Below are 21,996 nucleotides of genomic sequence, written 5' to 3'. Positions count from 1 at the left end.
CCATTCACGGAAGAGACAACCATGAAACAAAAAACCATTGCCGCGGCATGCGTCGCCGCAGCCCTGTTCGGCACCTCGGTTGCCGCGCTGGCCAACGACGTGACGATCGGCGCCTCGTTGCTCACACAGCAGCATCCGTTCTACGTCGCACTCGCCGACGCCATGAAACAGGAAGCCGCCAAAGACCACGCCACGCTCGACATCGCCATTGCAAACCAGGATCTGAGCAAACAGATTGCCGACGTGCAGGACTTCGTGACCCGCAAGGTCAATGTCATCGTGCTCTCGCCGGTCGATTCGAAAGGCGTGAAAGCCGCCGTGATGGCCGCGCAGAATGCCGGCATCCCGGTGATCACGGTGGATATCAGCGCGCAGGGCGTGGAAGTCGCGTCGCACATCGCCACGGACAATTACGCGGGCGGTCTGATGGCCGGGCAGCTCATGTGCAAGGTGCTCGGCGGCAAAGGCAAGGTGGGCATCATCGACTATCCGACGGTCCAGTCGGTGATCGATCGGGTCACCGGTTTCAAGAAAGCCCTGGGTGGTTGCCCCGGCGTACAGGTGGTCGCCGTACAGCCCGGCATTACGCGCGCTGAAGCGCTCACCACCGCACAGAACATGCTGCAGGCACATCCGGATCTCGACGGCATTTTCGGCTTCGGCGACGACGCTGCACTGGCCGCCGCGGTGGCCGCCAAGTCAGCGGGCAATCATGTGAAGGTGATCGGTTTCGACGGCATGCCCGAAGCACGCGCGGCAGTGGACAAGAATCCGAACTTCGTCGGCGTGATCCGGCAGTATCCGGAAAAGATGGGCGCGATTGCCGTCGACACGGCCGTCAAGATCGCGGACAAGCAAGCGGTGGCCAAGGAGATTCCCGTGCCGCCGGGTGTCTATCTGCACGACGCCGCAAAATGAACGCGAACCTCGAGACCCGCCGTGCTGATCTGCCAGGGGTGAGGTCGAGGCCGGCCGGCTTCGTCTCCGATGTGACCGCGCATACCGGAGACCTGCCCGGCAAGTCCGGTCACACCGATCCGCAACAGCCGTTTCTGGAGTTGCGCTCCATCGCCAAGTCGTTCGGCCCGGTGGAAGCGATCAAGGACGTCTCGCTCAAGCTTCGGCGCGGCCGGGTCCATACGCTGCTGGGTGAAAACGGCGCGGGAAAATCCACGCTGATGAAAATTCTCGCCGGGGTCTATGCGCCGACGCGCGGCGAACTGCTGCTGCAAGGCAGGCCGGTGGTCTTCCATCGCCCCGCCGACGCGCAAGCGGCCGGTATCTCGATCATCTATCAGGAACTCAGCCTCGCGACCAATCTGAGCGTGGCGGAAAACATTTACGCGGGTCACGAGCCGCGCCGCTACGGCATCGTCGATTTCCGGGCACTGACGAAACAGACGCAGCAGTTGATGGACGAACTCGGCATCCACATCGATCCCGGCGCGCCCGTGTCGCGGCTTTCGATGGCGCAGCGGCAACTCGTCGAAATCGCCAAGGCGCTGAGCCATGACGCCGAACTCGTCATCATGGATGAACCCACGTCGTCGCTCAGCGACCGCGAAGCGGAGATCCTGTTCGAGATCGTGATGAAGCTGAAGGCGCGCGGCAAAGCCGTCGTCTATATCTCGCACCGGATGGACGAGATCATGCGCATCTCGGACGACATCTCGGTGATGCGCGACGGGCGCTATATCAGCACCTCGGACAAGAACGACACCACCATCGGCACGCTCATCAACCTGATGGTCGGCCGCGAAATGAGCGACGTCTACCCAGGCCGCGCGCAGCCGTATCTGCGACCCGCGCGGCCGCTACTGGAAGTCAATGCACTGAACCTCGCGGGCAAGTTCCTCGACATCAGCTTCGCGTTGCACGCCGGTGAAATCCTCGGCTTCTTCGGACTGATCGGCGCGGGCCGCTCCGATGTCATGAATGCGCTCTTTGGCGTCGGACGACCTGAAGGCGAAATCCTGATGAACGGCAAGCGCGTGAAGCTGCGCTCGCCGCAGGACGCGATTGCCGCGGGTATCGCCTTCGTCACCGAAGACCGCAAGCACCAGGGCCTCGTGCTGATGCACTCGATTGCCCAGAACGTGACGATGGCCAGTTTCGAACTTAAAGGTTCACGATTCGGCATCCTCAGCAACAGCTTCGAGCGCAACGAAACTCGCCATGCAATCGAGCGCATGAACATCCGTGCCTCCGGCGCAGACCAGGCCGTGGGCGATCTGAGCGGCGGCAACCAGCAGAAAGTGGTGCTGTCGAAATGGCTTGCCCTCAAGCCCAAGGTGCTGATTCTCGATGAACCGACCCGCGGCGTCGACGTAGGCGCCAAGTTCGAAATCTACCGGGTGATGCGCGAGCTTGCAGCGGCGGGCACCGCGATCATCCTGGTGTCATCCGAATTGCCCGAGGCGCTCGCGATGAGCGACCGCCTGGCCGTCATGCGGGAAAAGCGCATTGTCAAACAGTTCGATGCGGCAGGACTCAGCCCGCAGGCCGTGATGTCGTATGCAACGGGAGCCATGCAGTCATGAAACTCACTCATCTTCAACCGGATAGCGCCATCAGCGGCGTCACCCGCCGGGCGAGCGGCGCCGGCGCGCTATCCAAGTGGCTGCGGCACTACGGCGGCATCGTCTGTGGGCTGATCGTCCTATGCGGACTGTTTTCCGTGCTGTCGCCGAACTTCCTCTCGCTGAGCAATCTGCTCAACGTCGTGCTGCAGGTTTCCATCATCGCGATTCTCGGGTTTGGCATGACCTATGTCCTGCTGCTCGGTGATATCGATCTCTCGGTCGGCGCGGTGATGGCGTTAGTGGGAACCGTCGCGGCGCTCGTCATGCAGCACGGCGTGCCGCCTCTCGCCGCTGTGCTCGCCGCGATGCTGGCCGGAATCGTGCTCGGTTGGGTCAACGGCGCGCTCTCCGCCATGCTGACGATCCCGTCGTTCATCGTGACCGTGGCAACCATGGGCGTGTTTCGCGGGCTCGCCTACATCACCTCAGCCGGTGTGCCGATCTCGATCGACGACGACCGCTTTGCGGCTCTCGGCAACGGCTCGTTTCTGGGCGTGGCCATTCCGATCTGGGTGCTGGCCGTGCTTCTGTTCGTCAATCACTTCGTGCTGTCGCGCACCGTCTTCGGACGCAAGGCCTACCTCGCAGGCGGCAACCGCGAAGCCGCGCTGTACTCCGGCATCAACCTGCGCCGCCTGCGCATTGCGATCTTCATGATCTCCGGCCTGATGGCGAGCATCGGCGGCGTATTGATGACCTCACGCCTGTATTCCGCGCAACCGAACGCCGGCATGGGCTACGAGCTGGATGCGATCGCCGCGGCCGTGCTGGGCGGCACAAGCCTCTCCGGCGGCTACGGCACTATCGTGGGCACCCTGATCGGCGCGCTGATTATTGGGGTCATCAACAACGGCATGAACCTGTTGAGCGTGCCGTATTTCTATCAACTCATCGTGAAGGGCGTCGTGATTCTCGTCGCTGTCTGCATCGATGTTCAAACGAAGAAACGCCATGCCTAACTCCGTATCGCACAGCACCAGCAAGACCGGCTACATCCTGACGATGGGCGAGATTCTCGTCGAAATCATGGCCACCGAGCGCGGCCAGTCGTTCCGCCGGCCGGGCACGCTGATCGGCCCCTACGCGAGCGGCGCCCCGGCGATCTTCATCGACCAGGTGGCGCGCCTCGGCAGCCGCTGCGCGCTGATCGGCTGCGTCGGCGACGACGACTTCGGCACGCTCAACGTCGAGCGCCTGCGCGCGGATGGCGTGGATGTATCCGGTATCGCGGTGATCAAGGGGCAGACGACCGGCAGCGCCTTCGTCACCTACCGCGAGGATGGCGAGCGCGACTTCATTTTCAACATCACCAACAGCGCTTCGGCGCATCTTTCAGTAGCCAATATCCGCGAGGACCTGCTCAAGGACTGCCGCCACTTTCATGTGATGGGCTCGTCCCTGTTCTCGTTTCGCATCATCGAAGCCATGAAAAAGGTCATCGAGACGGTCAAAGCGCATGGCGGCACGGTCAGCTTCGATCCGAATATCCGCAAGGAAATGCTACGGATTCCGGAGATGCGCGAGGCGCTCGATTTCATTCTCGACTATACGGACGTGTTCCTGCCGAGCGGACATGAGGTCACGCTGCTGGCAAGCGCCAGCTCCGAGCGCGCCGCGATCGACGAACTCCTGCAACGCGGCATCCGCGAGGTGGTGGTCAAGCGTGGCAAAGACGGTTGCAGCTTTTACGACGGCGCCGACGAGATCCATGTGCCCGCGCTCCACGTGCAAGAAGTGGACCCGACCGGCGCGGGCGACTGCTTCGGCGCGACCTACATTGCCTGCCGCGCGCAGGGCATGAGCGTTGCCGAGGCGCTGCGCTACGCCTGTGCGAGCGGCGCCCGCGCAGTCAACGTTCGGGGGCCGATGGAAGGCACGGCGACGCTCGCCGAACTCGATGCATTCATCGCCAAAGCGGAGTCTCATCATGCCTGACGTCGTGGCGCGCCTCGCCAACGGGCACAGCTCTTCGGCATCGCTGAAGGGAATCTATTCGATCTGCTCGGCGCATCCCTGGGTGCTGGGCGCGGCGATGCAACAGGCTCTTGAGGACGGCACGCCGCTGCTGATCGAATCGACTTCGAATCAGGTCGATCAATACGGCGGCTACACCGGGATGAACCCTGAGGCCTTCGTCCGCTTCGTTCATCTGATCGCAGAGCGGGTGGGCTTCCCGCGCGAGCGGCTGATCCTCGGCGGCGATCATCTCGGACCCAACGCGTGGCGCAGCTTTCCCGCCGAAGAAGCCATGCAGCGCGCGGAAGCGCTGATCGATGCCTACGTCTGCGCCGGGTTCAGCAAGATCCATCTGGACACCAGCATGGCTTGCGGCGACGACCCGGAACGCCTGTCCGACGGCGTGGTGGCTCAGCGTGCGGCACGCCTGTGTGCCGTTGCTGAAAGTGCCAGCGCTCGCGCAGGACTGAAGACGCGCCCAGCCTATGTAATCGGCACGGAGGTGCCAGTGCCGGGTGGCGCCAGCGAAGCCCTCAGTACCGTTGAAGTGACCCGGCAAGAAGCCGCGCTGGAGACTGTCGGCGTGCATCGTGACGCGTGGCGCGCACGGAAGCTCGACGCCGCGTGGGACCGTGTCATTGCGCTGGTCGTGCAGCCCGGCGTCGAATTCGACCACACCAAAGTCATCGACTACCAGCCGGCGCTTGCCACCGGGCTTGCGCAGGTGCTGGCGCAACTGCCCGGCATGGTGTTCGAAGCGCATTCGACGGACTATCAAAGGCCCGAGTCCCTGCGCGCTTTAGTGCAGGACGGCTTCGCGATTCTGAAGGTTGGGCCAGGCGTCACGTTCGCGTTGCGCGAGGTGCTTTACGCGCTATCGGACATCGAAGCGCAGTTGTTGCCGGCCGCGAGGCGCGCCGACCTGCGGGCGGTGGTGGAGACCGCGATGCTGCGCAAGCCCGCGAACTGGGACAGGTACTACCACGGGGACGAAGCCCAGCAGCGTCTGCTTCGCACCTACAGCTATAGCGACCGGGTGCGGTACTACTGGGCCGATCCGCAGGTCGATGCAGCCGCGCAGCGTCTATTGCGCAATCTCGCCAATACGACGATTCCGGAAAACCTGCTGAGCTGCCATTTGCCGGCCCAGTACTGGGCGCTGCGGCGCCACACCATCGACGGCTCGCCGATGAGCATCGTGCAGAGCAAGGTCCGCGAGGTTATTCAGCACTACGCGTCGGCCTGTCGTCACTGATCGCGCACGCGTCAGGAGGAAGTCATGTCCTTTGAGCCGAATGCTTCTTATGACTTTAGCCATGCTGTCGTAGTGATAACCGGTGCGGCAGCCGGCATAGGCCGCCAGGTCGCCGAGCAGTTCGCAGCAGCCGGCGCGACGCTCGCGCTGCTCGACCGTTCAGCATCCATCGCAGAGGTAGCCTCGGGCCTGGGTGCAAGGCATGGAGGCTGGGTTGCCGACGTCGGCGACGCTGAATCCGTCGCGGCGACGGCCAGCGAGATTCTTTCGCGCTTCGGTCGCGCCGACATTCTGGTCAACAACGCCGGCATCGGGCCGCTGGCGCCGGCGGAAAATTTTCCGCTTGAAACATGGGACAAGACCATCGCCGTCAACCTGCGCGGCCCGTTTCTCGTGGCGCGGGCCTTCGCCCCGGGCATGCTCGCGCGGGGACAAGGAAGAATCGTCAACCTCGCCTCTCAGGCTGCGGTGATCGGCATCGAAGGGCATCTCGCCTATTGCGCCAGCAAAGCCGGCGTACTTGGCATGACCCATTGCATGGCGCTCGAATGGGGCCCCAGAGGCGTGACCGTCAATGCCATCTCGCCGACGGTGGTCGAAACGGAACTCGGACTGAGCGGATGGGCAGGAGAAACCGGGGAACGCGCCAGAGCGTCTATCCCTACCCGGCGATTTGCGAAGCCCGCCGAGATCGCCGCAGCCATCCTGTACCTGGCAAGCCGCGAGGCCGCCATGATCAACGGCGCGAACCTGATGATCGACGGCGGCTATTCGATCATCTAGAGATCGACACGGTCAGATTGCACTGACCGGCAGTTGCTGTAAGCGATGTAAGCACGAGGGAACACCTGAGAGCAAACGGAGGCAGTAGAGGACTGAACATAACCCACGATGTTTAGGAGACGAAAATGATCGAGCTTTCTCATGCGGCTTCGTTGCGCCGCAACGTATTGCGGCGGCGCCTGGCCGTTTCGGTTGTAGCGGGCATTGGACTCGGCATCGGCGCCCAGGCACTGGCGACCACCGTGACGATCGCCGTGCCCAACAACAACGATCTGATCGAGATGAAAAAGCTTTCTCCGGTGTTCGAGAAAACCAACCCGGATATCCAGTTGAAGTGGATCGTGCTCGAAGAAAACGTGCTCCGGCAGCGCTTGACCACGGATATCACGACGAACGGCGGTCAATTCGACGTCTCGGCGATTGGAACCTATGAAGCGCCGCTGTGGGGCAAACGGGGATGGCTCGTTCCAATCACCGGACTGCCTGCCAGCTACGATCTCGACGACGTGCTCAAATCGGTTCGCGATGGCCTGTCTTACGGAGGAACGCTTTACGCCCTGCCGTTCAATGCCGAAAGCTCGATGACGTTCTACCGGAAGGATCTATTCGCCGCCAAGGGTTTGACCATGCCTGCCAATCCCACCTACAGCCAGATCAGCGAGCTTGCCGACAAACTCAATGACAGGGCTAACGGAATCTACGGTATCTGTCTGCGTGGCAAGGCCGGCTGGGGCGAGAACATGGCCTTCGTGTCCACCCTGGTGAACACCTACGGGGGGCGATATTTTGACGAAAAGTGGGACGCACGGGTCGATTCGCCTGAATGGAAAAGCGCCATCAACTTCTACGTCGATCTCCTGAAGAAAGATGGGCCGCCGGGAGCCAGTTCCAATGGATTCAACGAAAATCTGTCGCTCATGACAGGCGGCAAGTGCGCAATCTGGGTCGATGCAACCACCGCTGCCGGCATCCTCTACAACAAGACGGAGTCGTCCGTCGCCGACAAGGTGGGATTCGCCGCGGCGCCCACGCAGGTTACGCCCAAGGGTGCGCATTGGCTCTGGTCGTGGTCCCTCGCCATTCCCAAAACGTCGAAGTCGCAAGAGGCCGCCAAGCGGTTTATCGCATGGGCAACCTCCAAGGAATACATCACCCTGGTCGGCAATGACATCGGCTGGGCCTCGCTGCCGCCGGGCACGCGCCAGTCGACCTACGAACGCCCTGAATACAAGCAGGCCGCACCATTCAGCGAGTTTGTGCTGAATGCGATCGAGACCGCCAATCCGAACGATTCAACCTTGAAGAAAGTCCCCTACACCGGCGTGCAATACGTGGGCATTCCGGAATTCCAGTCGTTCGGAACCCTCATCGGGCAACAGATAGCGGGCGCTCTGGCGGGTCAGATAAGCGTTGACCAGGCCTTGCAGGCGGGCCAGGCGGCGGCCAATCGCGCCGTGCGCGAGGCGGGTTATCAAAAGTAGCGGGAAGCCTCTGTCCTGGCTGTTCGGGCCACGCGCCGCCGTGCAAGACGAGGCGCGTGGCTGCGGGATCTAGGTCAATCGGGAGCGCCTTCAGCGATTGAGCGGGCTATCGCGCTGCATTGCTGATACAGTAATTGCCCTTTCTTCCGCAGCCGTACCATCATGCGCACCACCCGAGCCATCCACGCCGTCGAAAGACTGAAAACCCGCAGCGGCAATCCGCAATTCGCGGCAATCAGCCTGTCCGGCGGCCTGTTTTACCTGGTCGACAAATCGGGCGGCGCCGATAAAAAAGTCTCCGACCCGTTGCCGCTCGAGGATTTCGTCAAATTCGTCGACGCCTTCGGGCCGCCGAAGCCGCGCAAGGCCAGCAAGCTCGACCTCGCGTTCGAAGAGCAGATCAAGAAGAGCAAGGGCCGCGGCGAGGCGTGAGCAAAGCGGACGAGGCGAGCGAGACGCCTACCGGCACAACGGCGGCGCCCGGTGCAGTTCGTCGTTTTCGATGACATTGACGCCGCGCGTGTCGTCGCTGAGCACCTCGGTCACCAGCGCCCGCGCCACCCGCTCCACCGAAATGGAACGCCACTTCAGCGGCAGATACACCCCGAGGTGCCGCGCAATGGTCTCCAGCGGCCGGCTCTCGGTACGCTCGCCCATCAGGAACGAGGGCCTCACGATCGTCAGGGTCGGATAATCGAGCTTCTTCAGCCCCTCTTCCACATTCCCTTTGACCCGGCTGTAAAACGTCCGGGCATGCGGATCGGCGCCGATGGCGCTGACAATCGCAAAGTGCGACGCGCCGTGGCGGCGCGCGATGCCCGCAATCCGCAGCGGGTATTCGTAGTCCACCTTGCGGAACGCGGCTTGCGAACCCGCCGTGCGGATGGTGGTGCCGAGCGCGCAGATGACTGCGTCGACATCGAACACATCCGAATCCGCATCGGGCCAGTCGTAGTCGATCAGATGCTCGACGACCCGATTGGTCGCGTTCAGCCCCGTCACGGCCGCCCCCGAGGCACGGCGCACCAGTTGCCGGACCTCGCTGACGCGATCGTCCCTGGCGAGCAAGCGCAGGCACGCAGTGCCGACTAGTCCCGTGCCGCCGAGCAGCAGGACGGACTGTTTCCGAACAGCATTGGACCGGATGGACGCGAGAGGGGTCGACATGCGTGAGTCCACAAAAAGGGGCACCGCAGCATCTTACCGCGTTGGCGTGACGCTTACCCGCCCTGCAATTTCCGGTACTGTCCACCGGCCTGGCTGCTGGCGAGTACCGCTTCGATAAAGTGCAAGCCGGCGACGCCATCGTCGACCGTGGTCAGGAGCCGGCTTTGCGGCGGCAGCGGCTGCCCGGCATCCAAGGCTTCGATCTGCAGCGCCGCGTCTGTATAGAGCTGCGCGAACGCTTCCAGGTAGCCTTCCGGATGCCCCGACGGCACGCGCGTCGCGTGCGCGGCAACCTCGCTTTTTACCCGGCCACGGGTAAGCCGCTGCGCTAGCCCGCCCAGCGGCGTGAGCCACAGCTCGTTGGGACTCTCCTGATCGAAGGCAAGACCCGCTTTCGTGCCGTACACGCGCAGCCGCAGCGCGTTCTCGGCGCCGCTCGCCACCTGGCTTGCCCACAGCATGCCGCGCGCGCCGTTCGCATAGCGCAGCATTGCCTGCACGTGGTCGTCGACGCGGCGGCCGGGCACGAAAGTGTGCAGCTCAGCCGACAACCATTCCGGCTGCATTCCGGTCACGAAGGCAGCCAGGTGATAGGCATGCGTGCCGATATCGCCGAGACACCCTGCTGGTCCGGCCAGCGCCGGGTCGGTGCGCCAGCCGGCCTGTTTGTTGGCGCCGCTTGCCTCGACCGGCTCCGCGAGCCAGTCCTGCGCATATTCGACCTGCACCACGCGAACCTCGCCGAGTTCGCCTGCCTCGACGAGTTCGCGCGCATGACGCACCAGCGGATAGCCGGAATAGGTGTGCGTGAGTGCGAACAGCAGTTTCTTTTCATGCGCGAGCTTTGCCAGCGCCTGCCCCTCGGCAAGTGAGACCGCGAGCGGCTTGTCGCAGATCACATGAATCCCGGCTTCGAGAAATGCCGTGGCGACCGGCGCATGCAGATGGTTGGGCGTGACAATCGCCACTGCGTCGATGCCGTCGCCCTCGCGGGCGGCCTCCGCTTGCGCCATCTCGCGCCAGTGCGCGTAACTGCGGGCGATGCCGGCCTCCGCCGCGCTTGCCGCGGCCCGCTGCGGATCGGACGACAAGGCGCCCGCCACCAGTTCGAAGCGATCGTCGAGCCGCGCGGCGATCCGATGCACCGCGCCGATAAAGGCGCCCTGCCCGCCGCCGACCATGCCCAGGCGTAACTTTCGTGTCATGGGAAATGCTCCTGAATGCTGCTTTGCGCGCCGTGCTCAGAGGCCCAGCACGCGCTTCAATTGCGCCGTGTCGACGCCGCTGCCCGCGAAGTCATCGAACGCATGCTCGGCGACGCGAATGATGTGACGGCGGATAAACTCCGCACCTTCGCGCGCGCCATCTTCCGGATGCTTCAACGCGCATTCCCACTCGAGCACGGCCCAGCCTGGATAATCGTACTGCGCCATCTTCGAGAAGATCGCACCGAAGTCGATCTGGCCGTCGCCGAGCGAACGGAACCGGCCCGGGCGTTCGGTCCAGCCGCTGTAGCTGCCGTACACGCCGGCCCTGCCCGTGGGACGAAACTCGGCATCTTTCACGTGAAAAGCCTTGATGCGCTCGTGATAGATATCGATGAACGCCAGGTAATCGAGTTGTTGCAGCACATAGTGGCTCGGGTCGAACAGAATGTTGGCGCGGCGCGGCGCGCGGCTTCCGTTCAAGCATTCAAGAAAGCGCTCGAACGTTACGCCGTCATGCAGGTCCTCGCCCGGATGCAGTTCGTACGCCACGTCCACGCCGACCTCGTCGAACGCTTCGAGAATCGGCGTCCAGCGACGCGCGAGTTCGTCAAAAGCAGCGTCCACGAGACCGGCGGGCCGCTGCGGCCACGGGTAGATATACGGCCAGGCCAGCGCGCCCGAGAACGACACGTGCGTATCCAGCCCGAGCCGCCGCGACGCCTGCGCCGCCAGCTTGAGCTGCTGAATGGCCCACTCGGTGCGCGCCGCCGGATTGCCGCGCACGTGCGGCGCCGCGAAGCCGTCGAACAGCAGGTCATAGGCCGGGTGCACCGCCACCAGTTGACCCTGAAGATGAGTCGCCAGCTCCGTAATCTCGACACCGGCATCGGCCACCACGCCCAGCAGCTCGTCGCAATACGTCTGACTTACCGCCGCCTGTTCGAGGTCGATCAGGCGTGCGTCGACCGGCACCTGTATCCCTTCGTAGCCGAGACTGGCGGCCCAGCCGGCCAGGTTTTCCAACGTATCGAAGGGCGCCTTGCCGCCCAGGAACTGGGCAAGATAGATCGCCGGCCCCTTGATGGTTTTCATCGTATTGCTCCTCGCTCAAAGCCCGGGCCGCGCGCCGCCTGCTGCATGGCGCGTGGCCCGGCACGCCGGTTAGAACGGTGAATCGGGGAAGTAGTAGTCTTTCGCGTTGTCCTTCGTGACGAGCACCGACGGGACAATCGTCGTCGGCGGCAGTCCCTGGCCTTTCAGGCGGGCCTCGGCGGTCAGCTTGATCGCGTCGTAGATGAACTTCGGCGAGTACGTGACGTCCGCGTTGATGAGCTTGTCGCCGTCCATCACGCGCTTGACCATCTCTTTCGACCCCGCGCCGCCGAGCACTTCCTTGATGTCCGTGCGCTTCGCCTGATCGATGGCCTTCAGCACGCCCACCGACATGTCGTCATCGGCCGACCAGACCGCGTCGATATGCTTGAAGCGCGTCAGGTAGTCCTGCATCACCTTGAACGCGTCGTCGCGATTCCAGTTGGCGTATTTCGCGTCGAGCACCTTCACACCGGGGCACGCCTTCAACGCATTGGTGAAGGCGCCGTAGCGTTCGTTATCGAGCGTGGTCGGGATGCCGCGCAGCGCGACGATGTCGCCCTGGCCGTTCAGCGTTTTGCAGAAGTACTCGCCCGCGAGCCGGCCAAAGGCCGTGTTGTCACCCGCCACGTAAGCGTCCTGCGCGCTGGTATCGGTGAGGCCGCGATCCACCACGGTCACGTAGATGCCTTTCTTCTTGACCTGCGCCACCGGCTGGGTCAGCGAAGCCGATTCATGCGGGAAAATCACCAGCGCATTGATCTTGTTGACCGTAACCATGTCCTGCAACTGGTTGGCCTGCTCCGGCGCGCTGGCCGAGGTCTTGAGGATCACTTTCAGGTCGGGATGCGCCTTCTCCATGTCCTCCTTGGCCTTGTTGGCCCACCAGTCGATGCCGCCGGTAAAGCCATGATCGGCCGTGGGTATCGCCACACCCAGAATCACCTTGTCGTCGGCGCGCGCCGCGCCCGTCGTCCCCAGTATCCCCAACGCCAGCATGCCGGCGCCGATCGCTCGAATGACCTGCTTCATGGTTGTCTCCAGTTTATGGTGCGCTTTCGTGCGCCCCGGATTCTTGGACTGCCGCTACCGTGCCGCCATGCTTGCCGTGCCGTTCCTTGCCGTTCCTTGCCGTTCCTTGCTGCTCCTGCTGTTCGCTGCTTTTGCCGCCCGCCCTCCACTTGCCACGAGCCGGTTCACGCTAACAACCGGCCCTACCGTCGCCCACGCTGCAAAAACGCCACGACGATAATCACCGCACCCTGCACCGCCGCGTTCAGATACACGCTGATAATGCTGGTCAGATTGAGAATGTTCGCGATCACCGACAGCAGGATCGCGCCGATCACCGTGCCGATCACGCGCCCCTCGCCGCCCTTGAGCGCCGTGCCGCCGACCACCACCGCCGCAATCGCCTCCAGTTCCCACAGGAGTCCGGTAGTCGGCGTGGCCGACCCGAGGCGCGGGACATACAGGACGGTCGCCACGCCGACGCAGATGCCAAGCAGTACGTAGGTAATGATCTTCACCGTATCGACGCGGATCGCCGCATAGCGTGCGACCTGTTCGTTCGAGCCGATCGCCTGCACATGCCGGCCGAAGGCGGTGCGATTGAGGATCAGCGTGCCGCCCGCCGCCACGACCAGAAACACCCAGATCGGCACCGGCACGCCGAGCAGGCTCGCGTAGTACACCGGTCCGTAGAGATCGGTCAGCGAATTGTTGAGCGTGAGCGCGCCGCCGTCGGCAAGCCACGTGAGCACCGCGCGAAAAATGCCGAGCGTGCCCAGCGTGACGATGAACGGCTCGATACGCCCCTTGGTGATCAGGAGGCCGTGCGCCCAGCCGAACAGTCCGCCCAGCACGAATGCGAGCACGATGCCGATGGCGATGATCGCAAGCGGCGCGACGGTATGGCCGCCCACGCCTGCCGAGAGACCGTTCATCAGCCAGATCATGCTGCCGGCGATCAACGCGGCCATCGAGCCGACCGACAGGTCGATGCCCCCGGAAATAATCACGAAGGTCTCGCCGACCGCGATGATGCCGATGAACGAGGTACGCGTGAGCACGTTCATCAGGTTGTCGAGCGTTGCGAAATCGCGATTGAGCAAAGTGCCGGCAATGCACAGCACGATCAGGCCCACGAGCGGCCCGAGCCCGTACAGGTGGTGCGCGAGCCGCAGCGCGCGGCCGGAGTGTGCGGCTTCAGTGGGTGCCGGTCGCATGGGCGATCAACTCCTCTTCGGTCAGGTGGTCCAGATCGAGCGTGGCCTGCAGGCGGCCGGCGCGCATCACCGCGACGCGATGGCACAGGCCGATCAGCTCGATCAGTTCGGATGAGATGACGATCACCGCGCGCCCCTGGGCCGCGAGCCGGTGAATCAGGAAGTAGATATCGCGCTTCGAGCCGACATCGACGCCGCGGGTCGGCTCGTCGAGCACCACCACGTTCGGGTCGGGCTGCAGAAACTTGGCGAGCGCGAGCTTTTGCTGATTGCCGCCCGAGAGCATGCGGGCGCGGCTCGACAGGTCGCCCGTGCGAATGCCGAAATCGCCGACCGCCTTCTGCAGAACCGCGCGACCTGCTTTCAGATCGAGCAGTGGATGCGCGTAGCGCTCGAGTGTCATCAGGGTGAGGTTGTCCTGCAGGTTCAGGTTGACGTGCAGCGCCTTGCCTTTGCGGTCCTCGCTGAGATAGGTGAGGCCGTGCCGCATGGCATCGCGCGGCCGTTTGACCACAACCGTGCGACCGCCGATCTCGATGTGCCCCGCCGTACGGCGGCGCAAACCGAGAATGGCCTCGAAGGCCTCCGTGCGACCCGCGCCGACGAGGCCGGCGAAACCGAGCACCTCTCCCGCGCGCACGTCGAAGCTCAGATGCTCGACCCAATCCGGCACGACAAGGCCTTCCACCTTCAAGGCGACCGCGGCATCGGCAGACACCGGCGCCTTGTCCGGAAACATGTCGGACACGTCGCGCCCGACCATCAGGTTGGCCATCTGCTGGCGCGCCAACCCGGCGGTTGCGCCGCGCGCGACGAAGCGGCCGTCGCGCATCACGATCACCTCGTCGGTGATGTGCTCCACTTCGTCGAGCTTGTGCGAGATGTAGATGATCGTGACGCCGTCGGCCTTCAGCTTCGTCATCAGCGCAAACAGCCGCTCGGTTTCGGACGGTGTGAGCGTGGCGCTCGGCTCGTCCATGATCAGCAGCCGCGCCCGGCGCGAGAGCGCTTTGGCAATTTCCACCATCTGCTTTTCGGCGACGATCAGATCGCGCACCCTGGTGTCAGGCGGCTTCGTCAAACCCACCTGGGCAAGATAGCGTGCTGCCTCGGCGCGCATCGCCGCGTCGTCGAGCAGCCAGCCACGGCGCTTTTCGTGGCCCAGGTACATGTTCTGCGCAATCGACAGATGCTCCGCCAGGTTGAACTCCTGGTGTATCAGCACGATGCCGGCCGCTTCCGCCTCGCGCGAACTGGCAAACTGCTGCGCGGCGCCGTCGATCAGCAGCATGCCGGCGCTTGCCGTCTCGTAGCCGGCGAGGATTTTCATCAGCGTGGATTTGCCCGCTCCATTCTCACCGAGCAGGCCGTAGATGCGCCCCGGCGCCAGTTCGAAGCTCACGCCGTGCAGCACGCGCACCGGGCCGAAGTCTTTGCGGATGTCGTCGAAGCGCACGGCGAGGCTCATGGCTTACGTGCTCCTGCGAATCACGAGCCGGTGCGGCAACAACACACCGGGGACGTTCGCCAGCGGATTGGCAAGGCGCTGCAATAGCAGGCGCGCCGCGGTCTCGCCGAGCTCACGCATCGGCTGCGCGATGGTGGTGAGCGGCGGGTCGATCTGGGCGGCCAGCGAAATATCGTCGAAGCCCACCACGGCGACGTCGTCCGGCACCCGCTTGCCGACGCTGCGCAGGCCGTTGGTTACGCCAATCGCCAGCGTGTCCGATACGGCGAAAATCGCGCTGGGCGCGTCGCGTTGCGCCATCAGCAACGCTGCGGCGGAGGCGCCCGCTTCGTAGTCGAGACTGTTCAGATTCATGCGCCAGCGCTCGTCCGGCGTGATACCGGCTTCGCGCAGCGCGTCGAGATAACCCTGCTGGCGCTGCTTCGCATACAGGTAGGCCACATCGGAGTTGATCAGACCAATGCGCCGATGCCCACGCGCCAGCAGATGCCGCACCGCATCGCCAGCGGCGCGGTAATTGTCGATGCCCACGTACGGTACACCGACCGCCGGATCGAATTCGCAGCACGCCACCCACGGCAAGGCGCCGGATTCTTCGCCGAGCGCCTGCTGCACGGTGGCCGGATCGAGACAGATGGCGCCGTCGGCGCGGCGGCGGCGCAGCAGGTCGAAATAGCTGCGCTCGCGGCCCGGGTCGGCGCCGGTATCGCACAACAGCATGAAATAGCCGTGCTGACGGGCGACGCTATCGATACCGCGCACGATCTCCGCGTAAAACGGGTTGCCGAAGTCCGGCACCATGGTCAGCAGCAGCCGGCTTTCGGCCGTGCGCAGATTGCGCGCCAGTTCGTTGACGCGGTAGCCGCTTGCGTCCACGGCGGCCAGCACCTTGTCACGCGTGGCGGGACGCACGTTGGCGTGGCCGTTCAACACCCGCGAAACGGTCGCCACCGAGACCCCCGCCTGCTCCGCCACGCCTGCAATGGACATGCCTTCGGCCGGGCCGGGCTCGGCTCGCGGCGCTGCGGTGCCGGATTGGCGCAGTTTGGGCACGTGTTTGGGTTCCGAAAATGTAATCGATTACATTTTTGGGCGATGGCGCGCGGAATCGCAAGGACCGTCTCATAGGGACTAACACGGAGCCGGGCTGCCTGCCTGGAGATGGTTTCCACCCCCACTTTGGTACAATTCCACAGTTGTCCCGGACCCCACCGGGTCGCACCTAAACCGAACCGCCGAATCCACCATGAATATCGAGCAAGCGCGTTTCAACATGATCGAACAGCAGATCCGCCCCTGGGAAGTGCTCGACCAGGACGTGCTGAACCTGCTCTCCATCGTCAAGCGTGAAAATTTCGTCCCTGCGGCCTACCGCGAGCTGGCTTTCGTCGATTTCGAAGTGCCGCTGCCCGCTGGCCAGCACATGCTGGCGCCGCGCATCGAAGCGCGCGTGCTGCAGGAACTGGCCGTGAAGAAGCACGAAAGCGTGCTGGAAATCGGCGCGGGCTCGGGTTATATGGCGGCACTGCTTGCGCATCGCGCGCAGCACGTGCTGACGGTGGATATCGAGACGGAACTGGCTGAACTGGCCAAGGCCAATCTGGCGGCCAACGGCGTGCTGAACGCGGAAGTCGTGACCGGCGACGCGTCGCGTGGCTGGCCGGCAGCGGCGCCGTATGACGTCATCTGCGTATCCGGCGGCCTGCCGGTCCTGCCGCAAGAGATTCTCGAACATCTGAAGATCGGCGGCCGTCTGGCGGCGTTCGTCGGCACCGCGCCGGTCATGAAGGCGCAGATCATCACGCGTATCGACGAGAAGCAATATCGCATCGCCGATGTGTTCGAAACCTATGTCGAGCCGCTGACCAACGCCGTGCAGCCGCCGCGCTTCAAGTTCTGAGCGCCGCGGGGTCGCCCTGGCGTTTCGACGCCGGGCGATCTGCTGGCCGGGTGCGCCAGAATGCGCCCGGTTACGCCCGATCCCTGTGCGCTGTTAGTCATAGTTGTTCTCACCTGAACCGGATGTCTCCCCGATGCAAAACCTGACTGCCCCCGCTCTCGCCGAATGGCTGGCCGACAAATCGCGTCCCGCGCCCGTGCTGCTCGACGTGCGCGAGCCGTGGGAAATCCAGACGGCGTCGATCGCAGGCGCCGTATCGATCCCGATGCGTGAGATTCCGGCGCGCAGCGAAGAGCTCGACGATGACGTGGAAATTGTCTGTGTGTGCCACCACGGCGCACGCAGCGCGCAAGTCGCGCTGTTCCTGGAATCGCGCGGGCACAAGAACGTGTTCAATCTGCAAGGCGGGATTGACGCCTGGTCGCGCCAGGTTGATCCGGCTGTGCCGACGTATTGATTCATCCCTGGCGCCCGTAGTTGTGGTGTGAGCCGCGCGGGGCTTCCTCGCGGCTTGAGTTGTTCGCATCGCCCACCCCGCCTCATCTTCCTGCTCTCGCCGTCAATCTCCATCACGACGGCGTTTCACCCGAGAGCTGCGGAAACTTCCCAAGGTATCCTCAGCACCCCCTCTGGCACCATGCTCCGACTCGTTTTCTGGAGCATGTCCATGAAGTTCGCAAAGATCGCACTGTCGACGATCTGCAGTAACGCATCGCGTCGAGTTTCCTGACATAACCCGATGGAAACTCTCGGTACAACGCTCAGCGTTGCAATGCTTGTCGCCAGTATTGCGCTGCTTTCTGCCTGCGGCGGCGGCAGCGGCACCTCAGGCGGCAGCAACGCGACCAACAACACCGCCGTCAACTGGCCAGCCGCGCCCAGTTGGCCCGCCTCGGCCGTCTGGCCCGCAACGCCGGTCTGGCCCGCCAACTCCGGCAGTAGCGGGTCAAACAGCAACAGCACGCCTGGCAACAACATGCCGGTCAATCCAAGCAACGCCCCGGCCAATGGCCCAGCCACCATCACGCCAGTCAGTGGCGCGAATGCCGCAACCATCACGGTCGACGGCAAGACCAGCATCAATCAGCCGTATGTAACCATTACGCTGTGCGCGCCGAATGCACAAGGCAGCAACCCATGCGCGACGATCGACCGCATGATCCTCGACACCGGCTCGAGCGGCGTGCGCGTCATGGCCAGCGCGGTGAGTTCGCTTTTGGCCGCGCAGTTGCCGGCGCAAACCGGCGCCACCGACGATCCGACCGGCAACGCACCGGTCGCCCAATGCGCGACGTTTGCCTCCGGCTTCACCTGGGGCTCCCTCAAGCGGGCCACCGTGTCTATAGGGGGTGAGAGCTCATCGGTCATGCCGGTGCAACTCATCGGCGACACGGCCTTCACGGTGCCAGCCGATTGCAGCGCGCGCGGCGGCCGCAATCTCAGCTCGGCGAGCGCGATGGGCGCCAATGGCATTGTGGGCATCAGCAACCTGGTGTACGACGACGCCGCTGCGGCAAACACGGTGTTCCCCGCCGGGTTTTACTACTGCCCTGGTACAAGCTCGTGCACCAGCACGCGTTTGGCCGTGAACAAGCAACCGTTGAACCCGGTCGCCGCGTTCCCCTCCGACAACAACGGCACGATCATCCGCTTGCCGAACTTGCCGCGCACGGGAGCCGCGAGCGCTACGGGCCAGGTCATATTCGGCATAAACACGCAGCAGAACAACGCGATGCCGTCGACTGTGAATATCCTGCCGCTCGATCAGTACGGCAATTTCACCAGCATCTACAAGGGCCGTCTGCTTACGCAAAGCGCCGTCGATAGCGGCACTAACGTGTTGCTGTTTCCGGATAGCACCATTCCGACCGAGAGCGGGTTCTACGTGCCTGCGTCACCTCTAAACCTGGCGGCGATCTTCCAGTCGCCAAATGGAGCCCGCACGCAGATCAATGTGCCGTTCGAGATCGACAACGCCGAAAATCTCTACGCGAGCGGCAACGCGGCCTTTAACGATATCGGTGTGAATGCGTCCGGGCTGGTTCTCTGGGGACTGCCGTTCTTCTATGGCCGTAGCGTGTACACCGTACTCGAGAGCGCAAAGGTAGGTTCGCAGGCCGGACCGTTTGTCGCATTCTGAGGCCAGCCCGGCACGCTGTCCTCGGGCGAGGCGTCACGCGTTCCTCGCTATTCCTGTTATTCCCACCCGACCACGGAAGCGCTTTCCGCCATGTCGTTAGGAAATTTCAGGCATTTCTGCTGACGCACCGCTGGCAACATGCTCCGACCCATTTTTCGGAGCAATTCGATGAGATTCGCAGAGATCGCGCTGGCCGTTACAACGTTGTTGCCCCTAGCCTCGTACGCGGCATTGGGCGGAGCGCCAGGCGCCAGCTCATCGGCTCCGAAAGGGCTGCGCTCAGTGCAGCAGAACACCGCGGCCTATTCGGTGCAAACCTCGGTCGACGCCGACGGCGTCACCGTGCATGAGTACACGCTGCCGAGCAACGTTGTGTTCGCCGTCACCTGGCAAGGCCCCGTGCGCCCGGATATGACCGCCTTGCTCGGCAGCTACTTCCAGCGCTTTGTCTCCGCTGGCGAGGCCCGCCCCCATGGCACAGGGCTCATGATCGAGCGCAGCAGCGACTTCGTCATCCAGTCTGCTGGACGTCCCGGCAATTTCTTCGGCAAAGCTTATGTTCCGCGCCTTGTGCCGGCCAATGTCAACGCAGACGATCTGCAATAAGGCGAATTCCAGGTCTTCCGGAATACATAATTGTGAAAAAGATAAACAAATCGCTTTGTTTCGCAGTACTTAGTACCAGTGTGGTGGTCTCCGCCTGCGGCGGTGGTGGTAGCGGCGGTGGTAGCGGCGGCGACGCAAACGCGTCGAACAATAAGGGTGCCTCGCCACCGGTCACGTCGAATCCGGCTCCGACGCCGACACCGAGCCCGACATCAACCCCGGCTCCGACTCCGACTCCGACTCCGACGCCGACGCCAACGCCGACTCCAACACCAACACCAACACCAACGCCCGCCGCCAACAACATCGTACCGATCGTCGTCGACCGCACGCTGGGCGGCACCAACAGCCTCTACGTAACCGCTACGATTTGCTATCCCGGCACGCAGGGTAGCAGCCAGTGCGCGAGCGTAGATCACATGCTGCTAGACACTGGTTCGGCCGGCGTTCGGGTATTGGCCGGCGCGTTGGGTTCGGCACTTGCAGGGCGGTTGCCGGCACAAACCGGCGCCACCGACGACCCGGCCGGCAACGCGCCGATCGCACAATGCGCGACCTTTGGGTCGGGCTACACGTGGGGGTCGATCAAACGCGCGGACGTAACAATTGGCGGTGAGATTGCGGGCAATCTGCCGGTCCAGGTGATCGGCGACGGAGCGTTTGCCACGCCACCGGACTGCCTCTCGCACGGCGGCCCAAGCCTCAACACGCTCGGGACGCTCGGCGCAAAAGGGGTAATCGGCATTGCGCCAGGCATACGCGACTTCCCTCTGGCGGCACAAACCGTCTTATCCGCGAATTACTACTATTGCCCGTCGTCAGGTTCCTGCACCAATACGCGCGTGCCCCTCAATACCCAGGTGATGAACCCGGTCGCCGGCTTCGCCGCGGACAACAACGGCACGATCATCAGCCTTCCTGCCATACGGGCCGGAGGACAGACGAGCGCAACCGGGCAATTGACGTTCGGTATCGGAACGCAGCAGAACAACGCGTTGCCTTCGACGGCAAACATTGTGTCGCTGGATCAGAACGGTTACTTCACCTCGGTGTACAGGAGCCGCTCGCTGACCAGCATAATCGACAGCGGCACGAACGTGTATTCCTTCCCGGACAACACAATTCCTACCGCAGTCCTCTGGACGGATACGTGGTACACCCCGCCCGCACCGCTCAGCCTGTCCGCAAGCATGCAGGCGAGCAACGGCAGCGGTATACCCACAACCGTACCGTTTTCGCTGGGCAATGCAGTCAACCTGCTGGCGAGCGGAAATGCCGCTTACGACAGTCTCGGTGCGCCGATGTCCGGGGCCTTCATCTGGGGTTTGCCGTTCTTCTACGGCCGCAACGTTTACACCGTGCTCGACAACGCCAAGGTGGGTCCCCGGACCGGGCCACTCGTCGCCTTCTGAGTCACTGCAACACTCAGGCAATCCAACACTCAGGCAATCGAAACAGGAGGCCGGCGCCCTTAAGGCTCCGGTCTCCGTCATTGCGGGGTGCCGATACAAGCTCCTTGCCGGTCGAATCTCCCAGCCCCCTGCACGCTCGCGCACGAAGCGGCGGCATCAATGCACTGCCGCCACCCATTGGCGTCTAAACGCGCTTCGCCGCAGCGCGGTACGCACCGCAAAGAAGCGGAACGCCATGCGTTGCACCAGATTCGCGCACAAACGTCAGATCCCGGCGAATGGTGCGAGCACATCCAAAGCGTATCGCAGCGAGCGCCAAGCTCCCTTGCCGGCCTGGCTTACCGCTTGGCACGTGCCTTGCAGCAACAGCCGCGCAAGCCATGCGGGCCGCTCGTACCATCCACTGCCTGGCCTGGAAGTTGCTCTCCGTGGATTTCGTCTTGTATCCAAGACTAAATCCAACTCTTTCAACAGGCAGAGGATGATCGATGAACAAGCGTGAGTTTCTGAAGGTCGCATCGGCAGCAGGGGTTGCGGGTGTGACGGGGGCCGCAGGCGGGATTCCTTCCGCTTTCGCCCAGGGCAGCGGCCCGATCAAGGTAGGCATTCTGCATTCACTGTCGGGCACGATGGCGATCTCCGAAACGTCGCTCAAGGACACCGCCCTGATGACGATTGCCCAGATCAATGCCAGCGGCGGTGTGAATGGCCGGCAGAT

The 21,996-nt window shown here is 63.5% G+C and carries 22 protein-coding genes; 14 read left to right on the top strand and 8 right to left on the bottom strand.

Translation table 11 applies throughout. The features are described 5' to 3' along the window. Positions 1 to 21: 21 nt before the first annotated feature. The 8 genes from FFS45_RS27495 (at position 22) to FFS45_RS27460 (ending at position 8,489) form a co-directional block, all read left to right on the top strand. Entirely contained in the window at positions 22 to 918 is an 897-nt protein-coding gene (locus FFS45_RS27495; RefSeq protein ID WP_137957792.1) for a substrate-binding domain-containing protein, read from the top strand. Next, on the top strand, positions 915 to 2,540 hold the full coding sequence (locus tag FFS45_RS27490) for a sugar ABC transporter ATP-binding protein (RefSeq protein WP_137957791.1): 1,626 nt from the start codon (positions 915 to 917) through the stop codon (positions 2,538 to 2,540). The genes FFS45_RS27495 and FFS45_RS27490 overlap by 4 nt, the downstream gene beginning before the upstream one ends. Beyond that, positions 2,537 to 3,541: an ABC transporter permease gene (locus FFS45_RS27485; RefSeq protein ID WP_137957790.1), complete on the top strand. Its 1,005-nt coding sequence runs from the start codon at positions 2,537 to 2,539 to the stop codon at positions 3,539 to 3,541. Before FFS45_RS27490 ends, FFS45_RS27485 begins: the two co-directional genes overlap by 4 nt. After that, positions 3,534 to 4,517 (top strand): sugar kinase, encoded by a 984-nt coding sequence (locus FFS45_RS27480; RefSeq protein WP_137957789.1) that lies wholly within the window; start codon positions 3,534 to 3,536, stop codon positions 4,515 to 4,517. Before FFS45_RS27485 ends, FFS45_RS27480 begins: the two co-directional genes overlap by 8 nt. Continuing rightward, positions 4,510 to 5,793 carry a D-tagatose-bisphosphate aldolase, class II, non-catalytic subunit gene (locus tag FFS45_RS27475; protein ID WP_137957788.1) on the top strand — a complete coding sequence of 428 codons (1,284 nt, stop codon included), beginning with the start codon at positions 4,510 to 4,512 and terminating at the stop codon, positions 5,791 to 5,793. The genes FFS45_RS27480 and FFS45_RS27475 overlap by 8 nt, the downstream gene beginning before the upstream one ends. Positions 5,794 to 5,817: 24 nt before the next feature. Beyond that, complete coding sequence (locus FFS45_RS27470; protein ID WP_137957787.1) at positions 5,818 to 6,576, top strand: GolD/DthD family dehydrogenase; 759 nt, start codon at positions 5,818 to 5,820, stop codon at positions 6,574 to 6,576. 125 nt (positions 6,577 to 6,701) lie between these two features. Then, positions 6,702 to 8,057 (top strand): sugar ABC transporter substrate-binding protein, encoded by a 1,356-nt coding sequence (locus FFS45_RS27465; protein ID WP_137957786.1) that lies wholly within the window; start codon positions 6,702 to 6,704, stop codon positions 8,055 to 8,057. Between the two features lie 162 nt (positions 8,058 to 8,219). Further along, positions 8,220 to 8,489 (top strand): hypothetical protein, encoded by a 270-nt coding sequence (locus FFS45_RS27460; protein WP_137957785.1) that lies wholly within the window; start codon positions 8,220 to 8,222, stop codon positions 8,487 to 8,489. 27 nt (positions 8,490 to 8,516) lie between these two features. Here the strand turns inward: FFS45_RS27460 and FFS45_RS27455 are convergent, their stop codons facing one another. The 7 genes from FFS45_RS27455 to FFS45_RS27425 all read right to left on the bottom strand — a co-directional run bounded on the left by FFS45_RS27455 (position 8,517) and on the right by FFS45_RS27425 (position 16,210). Continuing rightward, the gene (locus tag FFS45_RS27455; protein ID WP_137957784.1) at positions 8,517 to 9,224 is read right to left on the bottom strand and encodes an NAD(P)H-binding protein; all 708 of its coding nucleotides are present in this window, start codon (positions 9,222 to 9,224) and stop codon (positions 8,517 to 8,519) included. A gap of 53 nt (positions 9,225 to 9,277) precedes the next feature. Beyond that, positions 9,278 to 10,429, bottom strand: a complete 1,152-nt coding sequence (locus tag FFS45_RS27450) for a Gfo/Idh/MocA family oxidoreductase (protein WP_249362954.1) — start codon at positions 10,427 to 10,429, stop codon at positions 9,278 to 9,280. A 36-nt stretch (positions 10,430 to 10,465) separates the two neighbouring features. Next, positions 10,466 to 11,524, bottom strand: coding sequence for a sugar phosphate isomerase/epimerase family protein (locus FFS45_RS27445; protein WP_137957783.1), 1,059 nt, complete (start codon positions 11,522 to 11,524; stop codon positions 10,466 to 10,468). A gap of 69 nt (positions 11,525 to 11,593) precedes the next feature. Then, positions 11,594 to 12,556 carry a substrate-binding domain-containing protein gene (locus tag FFS45_RS27440; protein ID WP_137957782.1) on the bottom strand — a complete coding sequence of 321 codons (963 nt, stop codon included), beginning with the start codon at positions 12,554 to 12,556 and terminating at the stop codon, positions 11,594 to 11,596. Positions 12,557 to 12,738: 182 nt separating this feature from the next. Then, positions 12,739 to 13,752, bottom strand: coding sequence for an ABC transporter permease (locus tag FFS45_RS27435; RefSeq protein ID WP_137957781.1), 1,014 nt, complete (start codon positions 13,750 to 13,752; stop codon positions 12,739 to 12,741). Next, entirely contained in the window at positions 13,733 to 15,220 is a 1,488-nt protein-coding gene (locus tag FFS45_RS27430; protein WP_137957780.1) for a sugar ABC transporter ATP-binding protein, read from the bottom strand. The genes FFS45_RS27435 and FFS45_RS27430 overlap by 20 nt, the downstream gene beginning before the upstream one ends. 3 nt (positions 15,221 to 15,223) lie before the next feature. Further along, entirely contained in the window at positions 15,224 to 16,210 is a 987-nt protein-coding gene (locus tag FFS45_RS27425) for a LacI family DNA-binding transcriptional regulator (RefSeq protein ID WP_249362959.1), read from the bottom strand. A gap of 256 nt (positions 16,211 to 16,466) precedes the next feature. Here FFS45_RS27425 and FFS45_RS27420 point away from each other — a divergent pair, with 256 nt between their 5' ends. Then, positions 16,467 to 17,120 carry a protein-L-isoaspartate O-methyltransferase gene (locus FFS45_RS27420; RefSeq protein WP_137957778.1) on the top strand — a complete coding sequence of 218 codons (654 nt, stop codon included), beginning with the start codon at positions 16,467 to 16,469 and terminating at the stop codon, positions 17,118 to 17,120. Positions 17,121 to 17,253: 133 nt separating this feature from the next. Then, positions 17,254 to 17,577, top strand: a complete 324-nt coding sequence (locus tag FFS45_RS27415; protein WP_137957777.1) for a rhodanese-like domain-containing protein — start codon at positions 17,254 to 17,256, stop codon at positions 17,575 to 17,577. Between the two features lie 125 nt (positions 17,578 to 17,702). Here FFS45_RS27415 and FFS45_RS42480 read toward each other — a convergent pair whose 3' ends face one another. Continuing rightward, entirely contained in the window at positions 17,703 to 18,098 is a 396-nt protein-coding gene (locus tag FFS45_RS42480) for a hypothetical protein (protein WP_249362953.1), read from the bottom strand. On the opposite strand from FFS45_RS42480, the gene FFS45_RS27410 reads away from it, so the two are divergent. The 4 genes from FFS45_RS27410 to FFS45_RS27395 all read left to right on the top strand — a co-directional run. Next, positions 18,097 to 19,260, top strand: a complete 1,164-nt coding sequence (locus FFS45_RS27410) for a DUF3443 family protein (protein ID WP_249362952.1) — start codon at positions 18,097 to 18,099, stop codon at positions 19,258 to 19,260. The genes FFS45_RS42480 and FFS45_RS27410 overlap by 2 nt on opposite strands. A 168-nt stretch (positions 19,261 to 19,428) precedes the next feature. After that, entirely contained in the window at positions 19,429 to 19,866 is a 438-nt protein-coding gene (locus FFS45_RS27405) for a DUF2844 domain-containing protein (protein WP_137957775.1), read from the top strand. A 32-nt stretch (positions 19,867 to 19,898) separates the two neighbouring features. Beyond that, positions 19,899 to 21,278, top strand: coding sequence for a DUF3443 domain-containing protein (locus FFS45_RS27400; protein WP_137957774.1), 1,380 nt, complete (start codon positions 19,899 to 19,901; stop codon positions 21,276 to 21,278). 488 nt (positions 21,279 to 21,766) lie between these two features. Then, positions 21,767 to 21,996 (top strand): transporter substrate-binding protein (locus tag FFS45_RS27395; protein ID WP_171029778.1); only part of this gene is annotated, 230 nt, incomplete at its 3' end.

Origin of the sequence: Burkholderia sp. 4M9327F10 (genome assembly GCF_005503145.1) — a bacterium.
GTDB lineage: Bacteria > Pseudomonadota > Gammaproteobacteria > Burkholderiales > Burkholderiaceae > Paraburkholderia.
The sequence above is the reverse complement of the archived record's forward strand: the minus strand, read 5'-3'. Positions and strand labels throughout refer to the sequence as shown.